The sequence below is a fragment of the Mycobacterium sp. MS1601 genome, from assembly GCF_001984215.1.
GTDB lineage: Bacteria > Actinomycetota > Actinomycetes > Mycobacteriales > Mycobacteriaceae > Mycobacterium.
Genome location: NZ_CP019420.1, coordinates 679,181 through 696,179 on the forward strand (window position 1 = coordinate 679,181; position 16,999 = coordinate 696,179).

Below are 16,999 nucleotides of genomic sequence, written 5' to 3' on the forward strand. Positions count from 1 at the left end.
GTCAGACGACGGTTCAAAGTACACCTCTCCACCTGGAGATGTTGTGTGGCCCGGATCACTCATATATTGCAAGCCACAGGAATCGCTGTGCACTCGTGGCAACGGAGGCCATATATGTTCAAAATGTCCGAAACGCAGAAGGTTGGCCTGGCCAGCGGGGTCGGTACAACCGTCGAATGGTACGACTTCTTCATCTACGGCACCGCGGCAGGACTGGTGTTCAACAAGATCTTCTTTCCTGAATTCGACTCTCTGATAGGAACTTTGCTCGCGTTCGCTACCTTCTCTGCTGCGTTCCTCGCACGCCCGGTCGGTGGCATCGTGTTCGGACACTTCGGAGATCGGATCGGACGCAAGTCGATGCTCGTCATCACGTTGACGATCATGGGACTGACCACACTGGCCATCGGACTGCTGCCGAGTTACGAGACCATCGGCGTAGCAGCGCCAATCATCCTGGTGACGCTGCGCTTCGTCCAAGGGTTCGCGCTGGGTGGTGAAATCGGCGGCGCAATCCTCATGGCCGTCGAACACGCGCCGGCCGACAAACGCGGTTTCTACGGCAGTTGGGTGCAGATGGGGGTTCCGGCCGGGTTGATCCTGGGCAATGCGGTATTCCTGATGATGGCCGGCCTCTCTACCGAACAGTTCGAGTCCTGGGGTTGGCGTGTTCCCTTCCTGATCGGCGGATTGTTTGTCGCCATAGGCCTTTTCGTGAGGCTGCAAGTCGGCGAGAGTCCGAACTTCGATCGCGTCAAGAATGATGCGAAGTTGGAGAAGCTTCCCATCCGCCTGGTGCTTCGGCAATACCCCCAGCAAGTCCTGCTGACGTGCGGCGCATACTTCGCTATCGGTGTGACCTTTTACGGTGCGACAGTGTTCGGCCTGAGTTATGGAGTGTCCCAGGTTGGTTTCACGCGCAACCAGATGCTGGCAATCGTGCTCGTCGCTATGGCGGTCACTTTTGTTGCGTTGCCCATGTTCGGCAAACTGTCGGACTCATATGGGCGCAAGCCGGTGTTCCTGACCGGCGTCTTTGCGATGCTCGGGTTCACCTTTCCGTGGTTCTGGATGGTCAATACGGGATCGTTCGGGTTGGCATTGATCGGATACGTGGTGTTCTGTGTCGCCTTTGCGACGTCTTACGGGCCGCTGGCTGCCTTCTTCGCCGAGGCATTCGACACGCGCATCCGATACACCGGGATCTCGTTCGGATACACGATCGGAACTCTTGCCTCCAGCGCGCCCGCGCCGATTGTTGCGACATACCTGCTCAATCGGACAGGTTCGTATGTCGCTGTGGCGCTGTTCATGGTCGTGATGTGCACCGTGTCCGTGGTGTGCGTGATCGCGATGCGAGAGACGTACCGGCACAACCTGCCTGACGGTGACGACGCCACGGAGAAAGACCGAATCTCGCCGATTTCCGGCTAACCGGCGCCTGCGGGGAATGCATCAGCTGGCGCGAAACGTCCTCGGGACCGCGCTCCCCCGGCTCAGGCTTCGAACTCATCGGCGTAAATGTCATCACCGCCCACAGGAAGGGATGTGTGAATCGCGATGCACCCACAACCATTCACCCCACGGGCTTGGTCAGGTCAGCGGAAATCCCGCGACTTCGAGGCAACTCGCATCGTCAGCTTCTCCATCCGGTCGGCCACCACGGTGACCGCGCCGGAGGCGTTCTGGACGATGCCACGGATCATCAGCGCCGACGCGGTCTGCGCCAACCGCCGATGCCGCCCCCACACCCCGGGTGAACACAGCACGTTCATCAACCCGGTCTCGTCCTCCAAACCCAGGAACGTCACCCCCTGCGCCGTGGCAGGTCGCTGCCGGTGCGTCACCGCACCGGCGATCAGGATGCGGGTGCCGTCGGGCACGTCCAGCAGTCGGTTGGCGGGCACCACGCCCAGAGCGTCCAGATCCTCCCGGAGGAACTGCGTCGGGAAACTGTCCGGGGAGACGCCGGTGGCCCAGACGTCGGAGGCGGCCAGTTCCACGTCACTCATGCCGGGCAGGGTGGGCACATGCGACGACGACCCCACTCCGGGCAATCGGTCGGGCCGCTCCGCCGCGGCCGCACCGGCCGCCCACAGCCCCTCTCGCCGGGTGATTCCGAAGCAGCCCAGCGCGCCTGCGGTGGCCAGCGCCTCGGTTTGTGGCACGGACAGCTGCACCCGGCCGGTGAGATCCAGCAGGGAACTGAAGGGCCCGTGTGCGTTTCGCTGATCGACGATCTTCTGCGCCAGGCCCTCACCGATGTGGCGGACCTCGCCGAGCCCGAGGCGCACCTCGGTGCCCGCATTCTCCAGCGTGGGGTGAGCCAGGCTGGCGTTGACGTCGGGGCCGTGGACCAGAACGCCGTGTCTGCGTGCGTCGGCCACCAGAGACTGCGACGAGTAGAACCCCATGGGCTGCGCCCGCAGCAGCGCCGCGCAGAACGCCGCCGGATGGTGCAGTTTCAGCCACGAGGAGTAGAACACCAGCGACGCGAAGCTCAGCGAATGACTCTCCGGGAAACCAAAATTGGCGAATGCCTCCAACTTTTCGTAAATGCGGTCAGCCAGCGGGCCGGTGATGCCGTGCAGCTGCTGCATGCCGTCGTAGAACCGGCCGCGCAGCCTGCGCATCTTCTCGGTGGAGCGTTTGGACCCCATGGCGCGACGCAGCTGGTCGGCCTCGGCGGCGGTGAAACCCGCGCAGTCGACGGCCAGCTGCATCAGCTGCTCCTGAAACAGCGGCACCCCCAACGTCTTCCGCAGAGCGGGCTCCATAGACGGATGGTCGTAGATCACCGGCTCGACACCGTTGCGGCGGTTGATGTACGGGTGCACCGAGTTGCCTTGGATGGGCCCGGGCCGGATCAGCGCCACTTCGACCACCAGGTCGTAGAAGACACGCGGTTTCAGCCGCGGCAGGGTGGCCATCTGCGCACGTGACTCCACCTGGAACACCCCGACGGAATCGGCTTTCTGCAGCATTTCGTAGACGGCCGGTTCGGACAGGTCCAAGGTGGCGAAGTCCACCTCGATGCCTTTGTGTTCCTCCAGCAGGTCCACGGCGTAGTGCATGGCCGAGAGCATGCCGAGGCCCAGCAGGTCGAACTTCACCAGACCTATTGCCGCACAGTCGTCTTTGTCCCACTGCAACACACTGCGGTTCTCCATGCGGGCCCATTCCACCGGGCATACGTCGGCAATGGGGCGGTCGCAGATCACCATGCCGCCGGAGTGGATGCCCATGTGCCGCGGCAGGTTCTTGATCTGCAGCGCGAGGTCGATCACCGGTTCCGGGATGCCGTCAACATCCGGAGAATCAGCCAACCCGTCCCACCGACTGATCTGCTTGCTCCAGGCGTCCTGCTGGCCCTGCGAAAAACCCAGTGCGCGTGCCATGTCACGGACGGCACTGCGCCCGCGGTAGGTGATGACGTTGGCCACCTGCGCGGCGTAGTCACGTCCGTACTTCTGGTAGACGTACTGAATGGCGTGTTCACGCAGGTCGGATTCGATGTCGATGTCGATATCGGGTGGCCCGTCGCGCGCCGGAGAGAGGAAACGCTCGAACAACAGATCGTTGGCAACAGGGTCGATGGCGGTGACCCCGAGGGCGTAGCAGACCGCGGAGTTGGCCGCCGACCCTCGGCCCTGGCACAGGATCTTGTTGTCGCGGCAGAACCGGGTGATGTCGTTGACCACCAGGAAATAGCCGGGGAAGTCCAGCCGGGAGATGATGTCGAGTTCGCGTTCGATCTGCGCGTATGCCCGCGGGGCGCCATCGCGTGGCCCGTATCGTCGCGCAGCGCCTTCCATGGCCAGCTCACGCAGGTAGCTGTCCTCGGTGTGCCCGTCCGGGACGTCGAAGGGTGGCAGCCGGGGGGCGATGAGCTGCAACCCGAAAGCGCACTGCTGCCCCAGTTCTGCTGCGGCGGTGATGCTTTCGGGATGTTGGGCGAACAGCCGGGCCATCTCGTCACCGGAACGCAGATGCGCCCCGCCCAGGGGGGCCAGCCAACCCGCTGCTTCATCGAGGGACTTGCGGGCGCGGATGGCTCCCATCGCCATGGCCAGCCTGCCACGCTCCGGCGCGGCGAAATGCGCTCCGGTGGTGGCCACCAGACCGACCCCGAACTTCGGCGCCAACGCCGCCAGGGCGGCATTGCGTTCATCGTCGCGCGGATGCCCGTGATGGGTCAGCTCCACACTGACCCGATGGGCCCCGAACCGGTCCACCAGGTCAGCCAGGGCTTTCTCGGCCTCCGCAGGTCCCCCCGTCGACAATGCCTGCTGCACATGACCTTTGCGACAACCGGTGAGGATGTGCCAGTGCCCGCCCGCCGCCTCGGTCAGGGCGTCGAAGTCGTACTGCGGTTTGCCCTTCTCACCACCGGCAAGGTGAGCGGCCGAGATGTGCCGCGACAGCCGGCGATAGCCCTCCGGCCCCCGTGCCAGCACCAGCAGGTGCGGCCCCGCGGGATCGGGCACCTCGGTGCGGGCGCCGTTGCCCAGAGACAGTTCGGCGCCGAAGACGGTCTGCATGTCCAGCTCGCGGGCGGCCTCAGCGAACCGCACCACGCCGTAGAGACCGTCGTGGTCGGTCAGCGCGATGGCCTGCAGGTCCAGGCGTGCGGCCTCCTCGACCAGTTCTTCGGGAGTGCTGGCGCCGTCGAGGAAGCTGTAGGCGGAATGGGTGTGCAGTTCGGCGAAGGGCACCCGGGAGCGGAGTCGCCGCTGCTCCCCCGGCTCGAACGCCACCCGTTTACTGGACCAGGCCGGACTGTCGCCGCCGTCTCCCGCAGGCTCCCCCAACGGCATGCCCGCACGACGCGGCTTGCTGTTGAGCACCCGCTCCATTTCGCCCCAGCTCGGAGGCCCGTTGTGCCAGCCCACCCGGAGAGTCTATAGAACAATTGTTCGAAGCACAGGTGGTGTCCGGGCACCCACACCTCAAGCTCGATCGACACCGCAGGCAAGGGTGGACTCGGCGTCGGCCTTCGCCGCGGCCAACGTGGCTCCCATGATGTGCGCAACGAACGGCCTGACCACCAGCCAGTAGAGCTGGAAGCGCCGCCGCGACCGAGCGTCGGTGATGACGGTGCGGCACTCGTAACTGAGCAGCGTGCGCTGATTTCCGTAAGGCCGCACCGACAGATTGGCGACGATCTTGCCCCACCCCGGCTCGTCGAAGGCGGCGAACTCCTCACGCGGCACATCACGCCACTCGATCACCGGCGTCCAGAACCGACCCACCGCCCCGAAGGCGATCTCCCGCTCGTCGCGCCCCAGCACCAGCCAGCCGGGCAGGCCGCCGTCGGCGATGACCAGTGACGGCGGTTGCAGCGGCGTCGTCCCGGTGAGTTTCGCAGGCAGCCCACGAATCCACATGGCAGCCACCAGCAGTGGTGTACGCACCGTCAGCAGGTCGAGACCGGCCGCCGCTTCCAGGGTGTGCGCCGGATCGGCGTCCACCACGGCATGCCGGACCAGGATCGCGTCGTAGCGCGGCTGTGTCGCTTCCACGATCATCATGCCTTCAGCGTGAGCCGACCACCGGTGCGGATCCAGTGCCGTTGGTCCCTGATCGGCGGGACCCAACGCCCTATCGACACCGTGCGCTCGGGGTCACCATTGAGACATGAGCGCTACGACGGTGAACATCGAACTGATCAAAAAGACCGTCGAACTCGCGGGCCGGGCACCGTCACTGCACAACAGTCAGCCCTGGCAGTGGGTGGTGGACGGCAACCGGTTGCGGTTGTATCTCGACCGCAGCCGCATCGTCCGCAACACCGACCGCGGCGGGCGTGAAGCATTGATCAGTTGTGGTGCGGCACTGGATCATCTGCAGGTGGCGGCCGCTGCGTCCGGGTGGCAGACATTCGTCGAGAGGTTCCCGGATCCCAACCGCCCCGAGCACCTGGCGTCGGTGGAATTCTGGCCGGCCGAGTTCGTGTCCGCGGCCACCAGGGCCCGGGCCGCGGCGATCTTGCACCGCCGCACCGACCGGCTCCCATTCCGGGCACCGGACGGGCTGAACGTGCTGATCCCCGTGCTCGAACACCTGCTGGATCCCGACGCCGTACGGCTGAGCGTTCTACCGGAGATCCTGCTGCCCCAACTGCTCGAGGCATCGGCACTCACCGAGGCCACGCGGCGACAAGACGCCGGCTATCAAACCGAACTGGACTGGTGGACGGCACCTTTCGAGCTGGATCAAGGAATTCCACCGGACTTGCTCAACGGCGTCACCGACAATGACCGGGTGCCGGCCAACCGCAACTTCCCGGCCAGCGCCCACCCGCCGCGTAGCCATGTGGACAGCGACGAGGCAGTGGTCCTGGTGTTGTCGACGCCCGAGGACACCCGTGCCGACGCACTGGCCTGCGGACAGGCCCTGTCGACTGTTTTGCTGGAATGCACCGCAGCCGGGTTGGCGACCTGCACGGTGACCCATGTGACCGAACTGCCTGCCGCCCGGTCGGTGGTGGCCGAGCTGATCGGACGTGCCGGCGTTCCACAGGTGCTGATCCGGGTGGGCCGGGCTGCCGAGCTCGACCTGCCCACCGAACTGACCCCACGACGCGAACTTCAGGACATCCTGCGGGCGCAGCGGTAGAGCACCGCCGAAGGCCGAGGCCGCGAGCCTCAGAAATGGAACCCGAGTTCGGCCGGCACTGCACTGCCGAACGCCAAGTCCGTCGGCATCAGCAGTTCCGCGGTGGCGCAGCGAATCCGGTTGGCGGCAGCAAGCTCCCGCACAGTATGTGTGCCCAGGTAGATACTGCCGAGGACATCCAGATTCATCTGCAGATCGAACGGCGCGTCGGTGGGCACACACTGGGCGTGCCCACCGGTGATGTCGACAGCGAACCGGCCACCGTCGCGGCGGAACCGGTCCACGACATCGATCACCACGTGCACGTCGGCCAGATACGTGCGGGCCTGCAGTGCGGCCGGAATGTCCATGATCCGCAGCCAGAGGGCATCGACCTGTGCGGTGGTCCTCACTTGGCGTGAGTCCACCAGCAGGTACGGCAGCGGATCGGCCGGATGGGTGTCGATGTGGACCTTCTCCATCAGGTCCAGACCCAGCAGGGTCCGCCAGAGCGCGGCGTGCGCCTGCGGTGTCACGGCCGTCATCGCCTCCACGCGCACCTCCATCGAGTCGCCGCGATGCACCCGGTACAGCGCACAACCGTCCGGATGCAGCAGCGCGTACCAGGCACTGCCCCCGTTGCGGTCGGCTTCCCGGTCGGCCAGCAGGTCATCCCAGAGCGCCGGTGGGCAGGCCAACCCGCCAGGAGTACGCAGGCGCCAGCGCTCGTAGATCTCCATCATCTGGTCGCGGTGCTCACCGGCGGCGATCAGGCGGACGCCGCCGACATCGGGGGCGTCGTCGTGGAACACCGCAAAGCGCCGCTGCACCGACAGGCTGCGTTCCACGGTGGCCGGGCCGTACTCGAAGCGGCCGTAGATACCGCCTTCACTGGCCGTGAGCCCGGCAATCGGATAACCGGCGTCGGCGATCCGTTGGTGCAGTTCGGTGTAGAGCGCTCGCAGCACGCCACGGCGCCGGTGCGTGGGCGCCACCGCTACCGCAGATACGCCGGCGACCGGCAACCGGGCACCGCCGGGCACCGTCATCTCCAGATCCAGGTAGAGGGCCGTGCCGATGACGTCGTCACCGTCGGTAACCACCACCGAGCCCTCGTCAGCTGCCATCACCTTCCACGGCGGCTGACTCTCTGGTGGTGTATGGACACCGAAACTGGTTGCGTCCAAACGCAACATCGACATACGGTCGTCCTCGGTGGCCGACCGCACTGACCACTGGCTCATTCAGCCCACAGTGCCATACCTTCCGGTGTAACCCAACCGATTAACTGCGTCCCGGAATGCACACACCCTGCTCGGCCACACAGTGATCGTCCAGTACTGCAACTCAGTCGGCACTGATGGTCTCACCACGAAAGAAGGCGGGGCTGCGGGAGCGCATGACCAGCATCAGGATTGCGCCGATCAGCAGTAACCCGAAGCCGAGGAAGAACACCAACCCGATACCGCCGATGGATGCGCCGCTGCCGTTGTCCGGGTTCATGCTCTCCTTGACGGAGATGACGAACACCGCCGCCAGGATCAACCCACCCAGCAGTGGGAACAGGAACTTGAACACGATGTTGTGCGCGCTGGAGAACAGTTCGCCACGGAAGTACCAGACACAGGCAAACGCCGTGATGCCGTAGTACCAGCAGATCATGATGCCCAGTGCGGCAATGGTGTCCAACAGCACCGACTCCGACAGCAGGCTCACCGCGGTGTAGAAGACGCCCGTGATCAGGCCTGCCACGGCGGTGCTGAAAGACGGCGTGAGAAACCGCGGGCTCACCTCGGAGAACTTCTTCGGGAAGGCGCCGTAGGCCCCCATCGCCAGCATTGCCCGGGCGGCGGGCAGGAAGGTGGTCTGCAGGCTGGCCACCGAGGAGGCGAACACCGCGAGGTACAGCACCAGGCCTCCGGTGTCACCCAGTACCGGGTCCGCCAACGCACCGAAGACATTGGCGCTGTTGTCCTCGTTGCCCAGACCGAGGCCGTCGGTACCGATGCCCGCGTACATCATCACCGCGACCGCGACCAACAGGTAGGTGATGAGAATCGAGACAACACAGAGTAATCCGGCCCTACCGGGCACCTTGGTCGGATCCTTGGACTCCTCCCCCAGTGTCAGGCAGGTGTCCCAGCCCCAGAACGCGAAGATCGACCCGGTGACGCCGATGACGAAGGCGCCCATGGCCAAACCGGTGAACGGGTTGAACCAGTCCAGGTCGAAACTCAGCCCGGCGGGCGCATCACCGGCGCCGACATGGGCGATAGCCACCACGGCGAAGGTGACCAGCACCACCATCTGAAAACCCACCAGTACGTACTGCACACGCTCACTGGTGGTGATACCCCGGCTGGCGATGAAGGTCGCCAGGCCCAGGAAGGCCAGTGTGCTGATGATGTTGACTGCCGTGTTGTAGGCCAGATCGGCGATGGATGGTTGGTCCACCAGTTCAGCGATGAACAGATAGAAGAACTCGACGGCGATGGCGGCCAGGTTGGACAGCACGATGATGGTCGCGATCACCATGCCCCATCCACACATCCAGCCGACGTATGGCCCGAATGCCTTGGTGGACCACGTGAATGACGCTCCGCAGTCCGGAGTGCGGGAGTTCAGCTCACGGTAGGCGTATGCGGTGAGGAACATCGGGATGAAGCCGGCGATGAAGATGGCGGGCATTTTAAGTCCCACCGCGGCAACGATCAGGCCGATGCTGGCGGTCAGCGTGTATCCCGGCGCCACGGACGAGATGCCCAGGATGGCACCGGAGAACGTGCCGACTTTGCCGGTGGCCAGTCCTTTGGACGAAACTACGGTGTCCTGGTCGGTCATGGCAGATCCTCCTCTCCGAATTGTTCGCGGGGTACGACGACCATAGGCACCTCGAGCACTCGCAGCATCTTGGCCGCCATGGACCCGAGGAACAGCCGCTTCGGTGCGCCGAGCCTGCTGGATCCCACCATGATCAGGTCTCCGTCACGCCAGTCGAGTTTGTTCACCGCCGCTTCCACCGACGGCCCTTCGACGATGGTGGACTCCACCGGAAACCCTTCGGGCAGTTCAGCTTTGGCGGCATCGAGGGTCTGGCGGGCATGGGCGATCGCCCGTTCGCGCACCGAGACCGGATCAGCACGTAACGAGCCGAACACCGGATCCAGCGCCACCAGCGACACCAGCCGCAACGGGGTGCCTGCTGCCGCACTGGCCCGGACCGCGGTACTCAGCAGTAGATCCGCACCCTGGCGGCGACCGAGCGCGCAGGTGACCTCCCTGACCTTCTCGATCTTCGAATGCCGGGTGCCTCGCGGGGCCAACGCCAACGGCACCGGGGCCGAGTGCAGCAACTCACCGGTGACCGACCCGATCGAATAGCGACCAATCAGACCGTCGCCGGCGGCGCCGACGACGATCGCCTCGGCACCGAGGCGCGCCGACTCCTCGATCAGCCCCTCGGCGAAGGATTCTCCGAAGCTGACGTGGGTGGCGACCTCCACGTCATCGGGCACCGTGGCCGCCGCGGCGTCCAGCCACTGTTGCGCCTGCTCGGCCAGGAACTGGTCATATCCGCGGTCCGGCGGCACCACCATGCACAGGTCCAGCGCGGCGCCGAGAGTGCGGGCCAGCCGCACCCCCAACGCCAGGCCGTCATCCCCGCTGGGAGTGGCCAGGTAACCGACGATGAGCCTCATGCGGATCATCCTGCCGGATGAGGGTGTCTTCGATGACGGGATTCACGCCTCGAAGCTGGCGACTCCGTCTTCGAGTACCAACCGGGCACCGGAGCCGTCGGGGGCAGCTGCTTCAGTGGTGAACACCGCCTGCCCAGGACCGGTGCGCCAGATCGATGTCGTGAGTGTCTCCCCCGGGAACACCGGCGAGGTGAACCGAGCCGACATGTCGGTGACGCGTGCGGCGTCCCCACCACCGAGATCGGCGACCAGTGCGCGTCCGGCGAACCCGTAGGTGCACAGCCCGTGCAGGATCGGCTTGGGGAACCCGGCCAGATTCTGGGCGAACCACGGGTCGCTGTGCAGCGGATTGCGGTCACCTGAGAGCCGGTAGATCAGCGCCTGATCCTCCCGGGTGCGCATGGCAGTGCGCGAATCCGCTTCACGCGCGGGCACTTCCGGAGCTGCTGGACGGCTGCCGGGCTCACCGCCGAAACCGCCTGCCCCGCGGATGACGAACGTGGCCAGAGTCTCCACCACCACCTCGTCGGTCTTGGGGTCGGTACCCCGGGCCCGCAGCATGACGATGGCGTTCTTGCCTTCACCCTTGTCCTGCAGGTCTGCGACCTCGGATTCCACCACCAGCTTGCCGGCCGCCGGAAGCGGCTTGGCCAGGTGGATCTGCTGAGAGCCGTGCAAGAGCATCCCGAAGTTGAATTCGCCGATCTTGCCGATGGCCGGGAAGCCGATGCAGGCAATCACCGCGTAGGTGGGCAGCACCTGCTGGGTGATGTCGTGGCTGTTGTCGGTGGTGAAGGCCAGGTCAGTGGTGCCGCAGCCCACACCGAGGGCGTAGAGCATGGTGTCGCGATCGGTCCATTCGAAGGTGTAGGGGTCAGCCTTGGCGCCGATGGCTGTCGGGTCGATCGTCATGGAACTCCTCTTGTTCTGGGCCCGGCCCGCTCTCCCCTCGACCTTAACCACCCGGTGCAGGTGGGCATCGGCAAGTCGTGGCAAATCATGGCCTCGTCGGCCCGGCGACTTCCCCGACCGGCGGGCGGGAGTGGGATCTGGGCTGATCTACAACCGCGGCGGCGAACTCGTCTGTACCGTGACCCGGGAAGGCGTTCTGGGAAGGCGGCGCTAGATGCCCAGGTTGGTCGCACCGGCTTTGGTGCTGATGGTTGTCCTCAGTGCCTGCGGGTCCGAGCCGGCGCCGCCGGAGTCGATCACCCTGACCTTCGTCAGGCACGCCCAGTCGCAGGCCAACGCGTCCGGGCTGATCGACACGTCGGTACCGGGGCCCGGTATCACCGCCGACGGTGAACGGCAGGCTCAGCAGGTGGCAGAGGAGCTGCGCAGCAAGGACTTCGACGGGATCTACGCCTCGTCGATGGTCCGCACGCAGCAGACGGCGGCACCTCTGGCCGAGGATCTCGGTGAGCAGGTGGATGTGCTTCCGGGTCTGCAGGAGATCCCCGCCGGCTGGTTCGAGGGCACCTCTGAAGCCGACGCCGCGGCCACCTACTTTCTGGCGCCCTCGCAGTGGCTGCAGGGGCAACGGAATGCGCGGATTCCCGGTGCGATCGACGGCAACGAGTTCAACGACGATTTCACCGCGGCGGTGCAGCGCATCTACGACAGCGGCGACAAGAACGCCGTCGCCTTCTCCCACGGCGCAGCCATCATGATGTGGACGCAGATGAACGTCACCAATTCCGATGGTCAGCTGCTGATGTCGCATCCGCTGCCCAATGTCGGCCAGGTGGTGATCGAGGGCAACCCGGTGACCGGCTGGCAGCTGGTCAGTTGGGACGGGCTTTCGACCATGTGACAACCGAGGCCTCCCGCCACCCATGCGCGCCGGGATGGTGCCAGGTACGTTGAAGCCCTCGCGAGCACAGGTTGTTCCCGACATCGCCTGTGCGGGAGCGCCGTGATCTCGACCGGCGGACCCGACGCGGCGGGCGCCTATTTCGGCGATCCGGGCGGCTTTTCGTGGTCCGACATCGCGGCAGATGTCTATCATCACGGTGTCTGCGCCCTCCTCGGCGAACCGCATTGCATGCGCGCCCCCTTGCCCGCGCGCCGCGCCGGTGACAAGCGCGATCTTTCCCGGAATCCCGGCCGCCGTTGTCGGCCTCCTTGCCGTTTGGGCACCCCGGTGTCGGGTGCCCATGATCTGGTTGTGGTGACGTTGCGTCCGCGACGCATGCGGTTCCTGCTGTGTCGCCGCCAGCATGGTGCCACTGGTCTGATACGCAGCCTTGCAGTCGAATTGGCGCCGCAGTTCTCCCCTACGGTTGACCGTGACAGGAATGCCCCGCCAGGGCCACGAGGCACGGAGGGAAGGTTTGCCCAGTTGAAGCGAATCGCCGTGGTGACCGCGAGTCGGGATATCCGGGGCCACCTTAGGCGGACTCGACGATGTTCCCGGAAGACGGGCCACCGCGCCGAAAGAGTCATTCGATCGGGTGGTCGAGCGTAGCTCTACAAGTAGGGCAATCGGCGGTGTCCACCAAGCGATTTCGCAGTGGACACTGCGGATTGCCCGCCTCAGGTTGGTGTCATCATGTGACGTCGACGTGACGCTCATCGCGAGACCGTGACGCCGGCTCTCTGGAACTGGTACTGGACGGGACTCGACCAGCGGTGCACGATGAGCCCATGCGCTATGTCGTTACCGGCGGTACCGGGTTCATCGGCCGCAATGTGATCCGCCGGATCCTGCAGACCGACTCTGATGCCGACGTGCAGGTCCTGGTCCGGGAGGTATCGCTGGGCCGCCTCGACCGTCTGGGCTTCGACGAGCGGGTGTCACCGCTGGTCGCTGACCTGCGTGAGCTCGGCGGACTCGGTGATATCGGCCCTGTTGACCACGTGGTGCACTGCGCGGCGATCTACGACCTCACCGCCACCGCTGACCAGCAGCGCGCCACCAATGTCGACGGCACCGCCGCGGTGATCGCCCTGTGCCTGCGACTGGGGGCGGTGCTGCACCACGTGTCGTCGATCGCCGTGGCAGGGACGTTTGCCGGCGTGTTCTCCGAGGACGACTTCGACCTGGCCCAGCAGTTGCCGACGCCGTATCACCAGACCAAGTTCGAGGCCGAGAAGCTGGTGCGGTCCACGCCGGGACTGCGGTTCCGCATCTACCGCCCCGGCGTGGTGGTGGGTGACTCACGGACCGGGGAGATCGACAAGATCGACGGACCCTACTACTTCTTCGGGTTGCTGGCGAAGCTGGCGACGCTGCCGAAGTTCACCCCGGTGGCGCTGCCGGACATGGGCCGGATGAACATCGTGCCGGTCGACTACGTGGCCGACGCCATGGTCGCTCTGATGCGCGCCGACGGGTACGAGGGGCAGACGTTCCATCTGACGGCCCCGAAATCGGTGAGCCCGCGGGGCCTCTACCGCGCCCTGGCCCCCGCCGCCGGCCTGCCGGTGATTCCGGTGGCCATGCCCGATGCCGTTGCCGCACCGTTTGTCGGCGCCCGCGGTAGATGGAAGGTGTGGCGGAACGTGGCGGTCACACAGTTGGGGATCCCGGCCGAGATCTTCGCCGCCGCGGACATGACCTCGGAGTTCACCGCCGATCACACCCGAGAAGCGCTGCGCGGTACCGGAATCCAAGCCCCCGATTTGCGCTCCTATGCCCCGGCACTGTGGACGTTCTGGGCGCAGCACCGTGGCCAGGATCCGCTGGCCGGGCGGCACGTCATCATCACCGGCGCGTCCAGCGGCATCGGCCGCGCCTCCGCGGTGGCCGTGGCGGCCCGCGGCGCCACGGTGTTCGCGCTGGCCCGCAACGGTGAGGCTCTCGATGAACTGATCACCGAGATCCGCACCGACGGCGGTCAGGCGCATGCGTTCACCTGCGACGTCACCGACTCGGACTCGGTGCAGCAGACCGTCACCGAGATCCTGGACCGCTTCGGCCACGTCGACTACCTGGTGAACAATGCCGGCCGTTCCATCCGTCGCTCCGTCGGCGCGTCCACCGACCGCTTCCACGACTACGAGCGGGTGATGGCGGTGAACTACTTCGGCGCCGTGCGGATGGTGCTGGCGTTGCTGCCGCACTGGCGGGCGCGGCAGTTCGGCCACGTCGTCAACGTCTCCAGCGCCGGCGTACAGGCCAGCTCACCGCGGTACTCGGCCTACGTTCCGACGAAAGCGGCCCTCGACGCGTTCGCCGAAGTGGTGGCTGCCGAGACTCTCTCGGACCACGTGACGTTCACGACCATCCACATGCCACTGGTGCGCACGCCGATGATCGCTCCGTCCAAGCGGCTCAACCCGATTCCCGCGATCACCGCCGAGCATGCCGCGGCCATGGTGGTCCGCGGCCTGGTCGACAAACCCGTGCGTATCGACACCCCGCTGGGCACCCTCGGCGACGCCGGCCGGTATCTGGCGCCGAAGCTGTCGCGACGGATCCTGCACCAGCTGTATCTGGGGTATCCGGACTCCGCGGCCGCACGCGGTGTGGCGGCGGCGCCGCTGTCCGTCTCCGAGGGGCGACCGCGGTCCCGGTCCCGCTCACTGGTGCCGCGCCCGGCGAAACGGGTGGCCCGCTTGGTGCCCGGCATCCACTGGTGAGGCCGAGCAGACGCAAAGTCGAGTGATCCGCGCCGCAATCACTCGATTATCTGTCTGCTCGCGGTGTTTGGTGCACCGCTGCACGCCCTGCCTGGCGGTAGGGTCTGCGGCATGACGACGGCGGAATCGGCGCGGACCACCCCGGTTTTCGTCGACGTCGACACCGGCGTGGACGATGCGATGGCGCTGGCGTACCTGTTGGCCAGCGACGGTGTCGAGATCGTCGGTGTCGCCTCGACGGGCGGAAACGTCCCGATGGAGCAGGTGTGCGAGAACAACCTGGGGTTCCTCGAGTTGTGTAATGCCGCGGACATCCCGGTCTCGGCTGGTGCGCCGCAGCCACTGGCGATCCCGTTACGCACCGCGGAGGACACGCACGGGCCGCTGGGTCTCGGTTATGCCGAACTGCCCGCCACCGACCGCCGGCTCACCGAGCACGATGCGGCAACCGCGTGGGTGCGGGCAGCGCAGGCGCATCCAGGTGAGCTGGTCGCGGTGGCGTGCGGCCCGCTGACCAATCTGGCGCTGGCCATGCGCAAGGAACCGTCCCTGCCGCGCCTGTTGCGCAGGCTGGTCATCATGGGTGGCGCCTTCGGGTACAAGGGCAACACCACCCCGGTGTCGGAGTGGAACATCAACGTCGACCCCGAGGCCGCGGCCGAGGTGTTCAGCGGATGGGGCGCCGCATGGGGGTTGGACACCCCTGCGCATCTCCCGATCGTGTTGGGGCTCAACCTGACCGAGCGTGTCGCCATGACCCCGACCGGTGTTGCCCGGTTGGCGGCGGCCGCCGAGTCGGCCACTGTGACGATGAGTGTGTTGGACTCACGCGGCACCCGCTCGGCGGCGGCCAACCCCTTGATTCGCGTGCTCGAGGATGCCCTGCGGTTCTACTTCGAGTTCCACTACGACCAGGGCGAGGGCTACCTGGCTCATGTGCACGATCCGCTGGCCGCCGCGGTGGCACTGGATCCGAGCCTGGTGCGCACCGTGGCCACGACGGTGGACGTGGAGTTGGTGGGCACACTGACCCGCGGGATGACAGTGGCCGACTGGAGCGGCATCTGGGGCCGCGAGCACAACGCCCTGATCGGGGTGGACGTGGACCCGGCGGTGTTCTTCGAGCGATTCATCGACCGGGTGGGCCGCTACGCACGCGGGCTGGTGTAAGCGGAGCCGGTGTGATCAGTCGTCGGTAACCGTCAAAGTCACCTCGATGTTGCCGCGCGTGGCGTTCGAGTAGGGGCACACCTGGTGCGCCTTGTTCGCCAGCTCGGTCGCGGTGTCGTGGTCGACATGCGGCAGCGTGATCTCCAGTTCGACGGCCAGACCGAAGCCGCCGCCGTCGAGAGCGCCGAGCTTCACTTTGGCCCCGACGGCGGAATCGCTGACATCGGCTTTGGCCTCACGGGCCACCAGTCGCAGCGCGGAGTGATAGCAGGCCGCGTAACCGATGGCGAACAGTTGCTCGGGATTGGTACCGGTTCCGCTGCCGCCCATCTCTTTCGGGATGGACAAGTCCAGTTCGACTTTGCCGTCGGAGGTGGCGGCGTGACCGTCACGCCCGTCGCCGGTGGCAAGAGCTTCAGCGGTGTAGAGCGTCTTCATGCTGGTGTTCCCTTTCGATTGAGTTACTTGTCGGGTTCTTCGTCTTGGCGCACCAGCGCGGTGAGCCGGTTGACGTCATCGCGGAGTTTGACGATGTCGGCCTCGGTCCAACCGGAGTCACCGACCAACTCGGCGAGCCGCTCCGGCACGCACCGCACCTTGACCTCGAGTTGGCGACCGGCCCGGGTGAGGTCGACGTGCACCGAACGCTCGTCGAGTTCGGAGCGCTGCCGCACCAGCAGTCCGGCCGTCTCCATCCGCTTCAACAGCGGCGAGAGGGTGCCCGAATCGAGCTGCAGCCGCTCCCCCAGCTCACGGACACTCATGGCTCCGTCATCGCGCAGCACGATGAGTACCAGGTACTGCGGATAGGTGATACCGAACTCGGTCAGTAGCGGCCGGTACGCGGCGGCCACCGCGCGTGACGCGGCGTACAGCGCGAAACACAGGTGATCGTCGAGCCTCAGTGTCGCCATGCCGACGAGCGTAGCACAACTACATTGTGCACAATT

Annotated in this window: 13 protein-coding genes; 5 read left to right on the forward strand and 8 right to left on the reverse strand. The window is 65.9% G+C overall.

Annotated elements, in window-relative coordinates; all coding sequences use genetic code 11:
* Positions 1-45 precede the first annotated feature (45 nt).
* Positions 46-1,434 carry an MFS transporter gene (locus tag BVC93_RS03185; RefSeq protein ID WP_236950229.1) on the forward strand — a complete coding sequence of 463 codons (1,389 nt, stop codon included), beginning with the start codon at positions 46-48 and terminating at the stop codon, positions 1,432-1,434.
* A gap of 164 nt (positions 1,435-1,598) precedes the next feature.
* Here BVC93_RS03185 and BVC93_RS03190 read toward each other — a convergent pair whose 3' ends face one another.
* Together BVC93_RS03190 and BVC93_RS03195 are read right to left on the reverse strand one after the other, a co-directional pair.
* Positions 1,599-4,892, reverse strand: coding sequence for an error-prone DNA polymerase (locus tag BVC93_RS03190; RefSeq protein ID WP_083735911.1), 3,294 nt, complete (start codon positions 4,890-4,892; stop codon positions 1,599-1,601).
* A 57-nt stretch (positions 4,893-4,949) separates the two neighbouring features.
* Positions 4,950-5,531: a hypothetical protein gene (locus BVC93_RS03195; RefSeq protein WP_083735912.1), complete on the reverse strand. Its 582-nt coding sequence runs from the start codon at positions 5,529-5,531 to the stop codon at positions 4,950-4,952.
* A 106-nt stretch (positions 5,532-5,637) separates the two neighbouring features.
* Between BVC93_RS03195 and BVC93_RS03200 the strand changes: the two genes are divergently transcribed.
* Positions 5,638-6,618, forward strand: a complete 981-nt coding sequence (locus BVC93_RS03200; RefSeq protein ID WP_083735913.1) for an Acg family FMN-binding oxidoreductase — start codon at positions 5,638-5,640, stop codon at positions 6,616-6,618.
* A gap of 29 nt (positions 6,619-6,647) precedes the next feature.
* On the opposite strand, the gene BVC93_RS03205 is transcribed toward BVC93_RS03200, so the two are convergent.
* The 4 genes from BVC93_RS03205 to BVC93_RS03220 all read right to left on the reverse strand — a co-directional run bounded on the left by BVC93_RS03205 (position 6,648) and on the right by BVC93_RS03220 (position 11,207).
* On the reverse strand, positions 6,648-7,841 hold the full coding sequence (locus tag BVC93_RS03205; RefSeq protein WP_083735914.1) for an enhanced intracellular survival protein Eis: 1,194 nt from the start codon (positions 7,839-7,841) through the stop codon (positions 6,648-6,650).
* A 103-nt stretch (positions 7,842-7,944) separates the two neighbouring features.
* On the reverse strand, positions 7,945-9,438 hold the full coding sequence (locus tag BVC93_RS03210) for an APC family permease (protein WP_083735915.1): 1,494 nt from the start codon (positions 9,436-9,438) through the stop codon (positions 7,945-7,947).
* On the reverse strand, positions 9,435-10,295 hold the full coding sequence (locus BVC93_RS03215) for a universal stress protein (protein ID WP_083740761.1): 861 nt from the start codon (positions 10,293-10,295) through the stop codon (positions 9,435-9,437). Before BVC93_RS03215 ends, BVC93_RS03210 begins: the two co-directional genes overlap by 4 nt.
* 42 nt (positions 10,296-10,337) lie before the next feature.
* Positions 10,338-11,207, reverse strand: a complete 870-nt coding sequence (locus BVC93_RS03220) for a MaoC/PaaZ C-terminal domain-containing protein (protein ID WP_083735916.1) — start codon at positions 11,205-11,207, stop codon at positions 10,338-10,340.
* A 214-nt stretch (positions 11,208-11,421) separates the two neighbouring features.
* Here BVC93_RS03220 and BVC93_RS03225 point away from each other — a divergent pair, with 214 nt between their 5' ends.
* From BVC93_RS03225 to BVC93_RS03235, 3 genes are all read left to right on the forward strand, one after another.
* A complete protein-coding gene (locus BVC93_RS03225) occupies positions 11,422-12,108 on the forward strand; it encodes a histidine phosphatase family protein (protein WP_083735917.1) in 687 nt (228 codons plus the stop codon).
* A gap of 833 nt (positions 12,109-12,941) precedes the next feature.
* Positions 12,942-14,879, forward strand: coding sequence for an SDR family oxidoreductase (locus tag BVC93_RS03230; RefSeq protein ID WP_083740762.1), 1,938 nt, complete (start codon positions 12,942-12,944; stop codon positions 14,877-14,879).
* 111 nt (positions 14,880-14,990) lie between these two features.
* Complete coding sequence (locus BVC93_RS03235; RefSeq protein WP_083735918.1) at positions 14,991-16,049, forward strand: nucleoside hydrolase; 1,059 nt, start codon at positions 14,991-14,993, stop codon at positions 16,047-16,049.
* 15 nt (positions 16,050-16,064) lie between these two features.
* Here BVC93_RS03235 and BVC93_RS03240 read toward each other — a convergent pair whose 3' ends face one another.
* Both BVC93_RS03240 and BVC93_RS03245 read right to left on the reverse strand, forming a co-directional pair.
* Positions 16,065-16,487: an organic hydroperoxide resistance protein gene (locus BVC93_RS03240; protein WP_083735919.1), complete on the reverse strand. Its 423-nt coding sequence runs from the start codon at positions 16,485-16,487 to the stop codon at positions 16,065-16,067.
* A gap of 23 nt (positions 16,488-16,510) precedes the next feature.
* On the reverse strand, positions 16,511-16,963 hold the full coding sequence (locus BVC93_RS03245; protein ID WP_083735920.1) for a MarR family winged helix-turn-helix transcriptional regulator: 453 nt from the start codon (positions 16,961-16,963) through the stop codon (positions 16,511-16,513).
* Between the last annotated feature and the right edge of the window lie 36 nt (positions 16,964-16,999).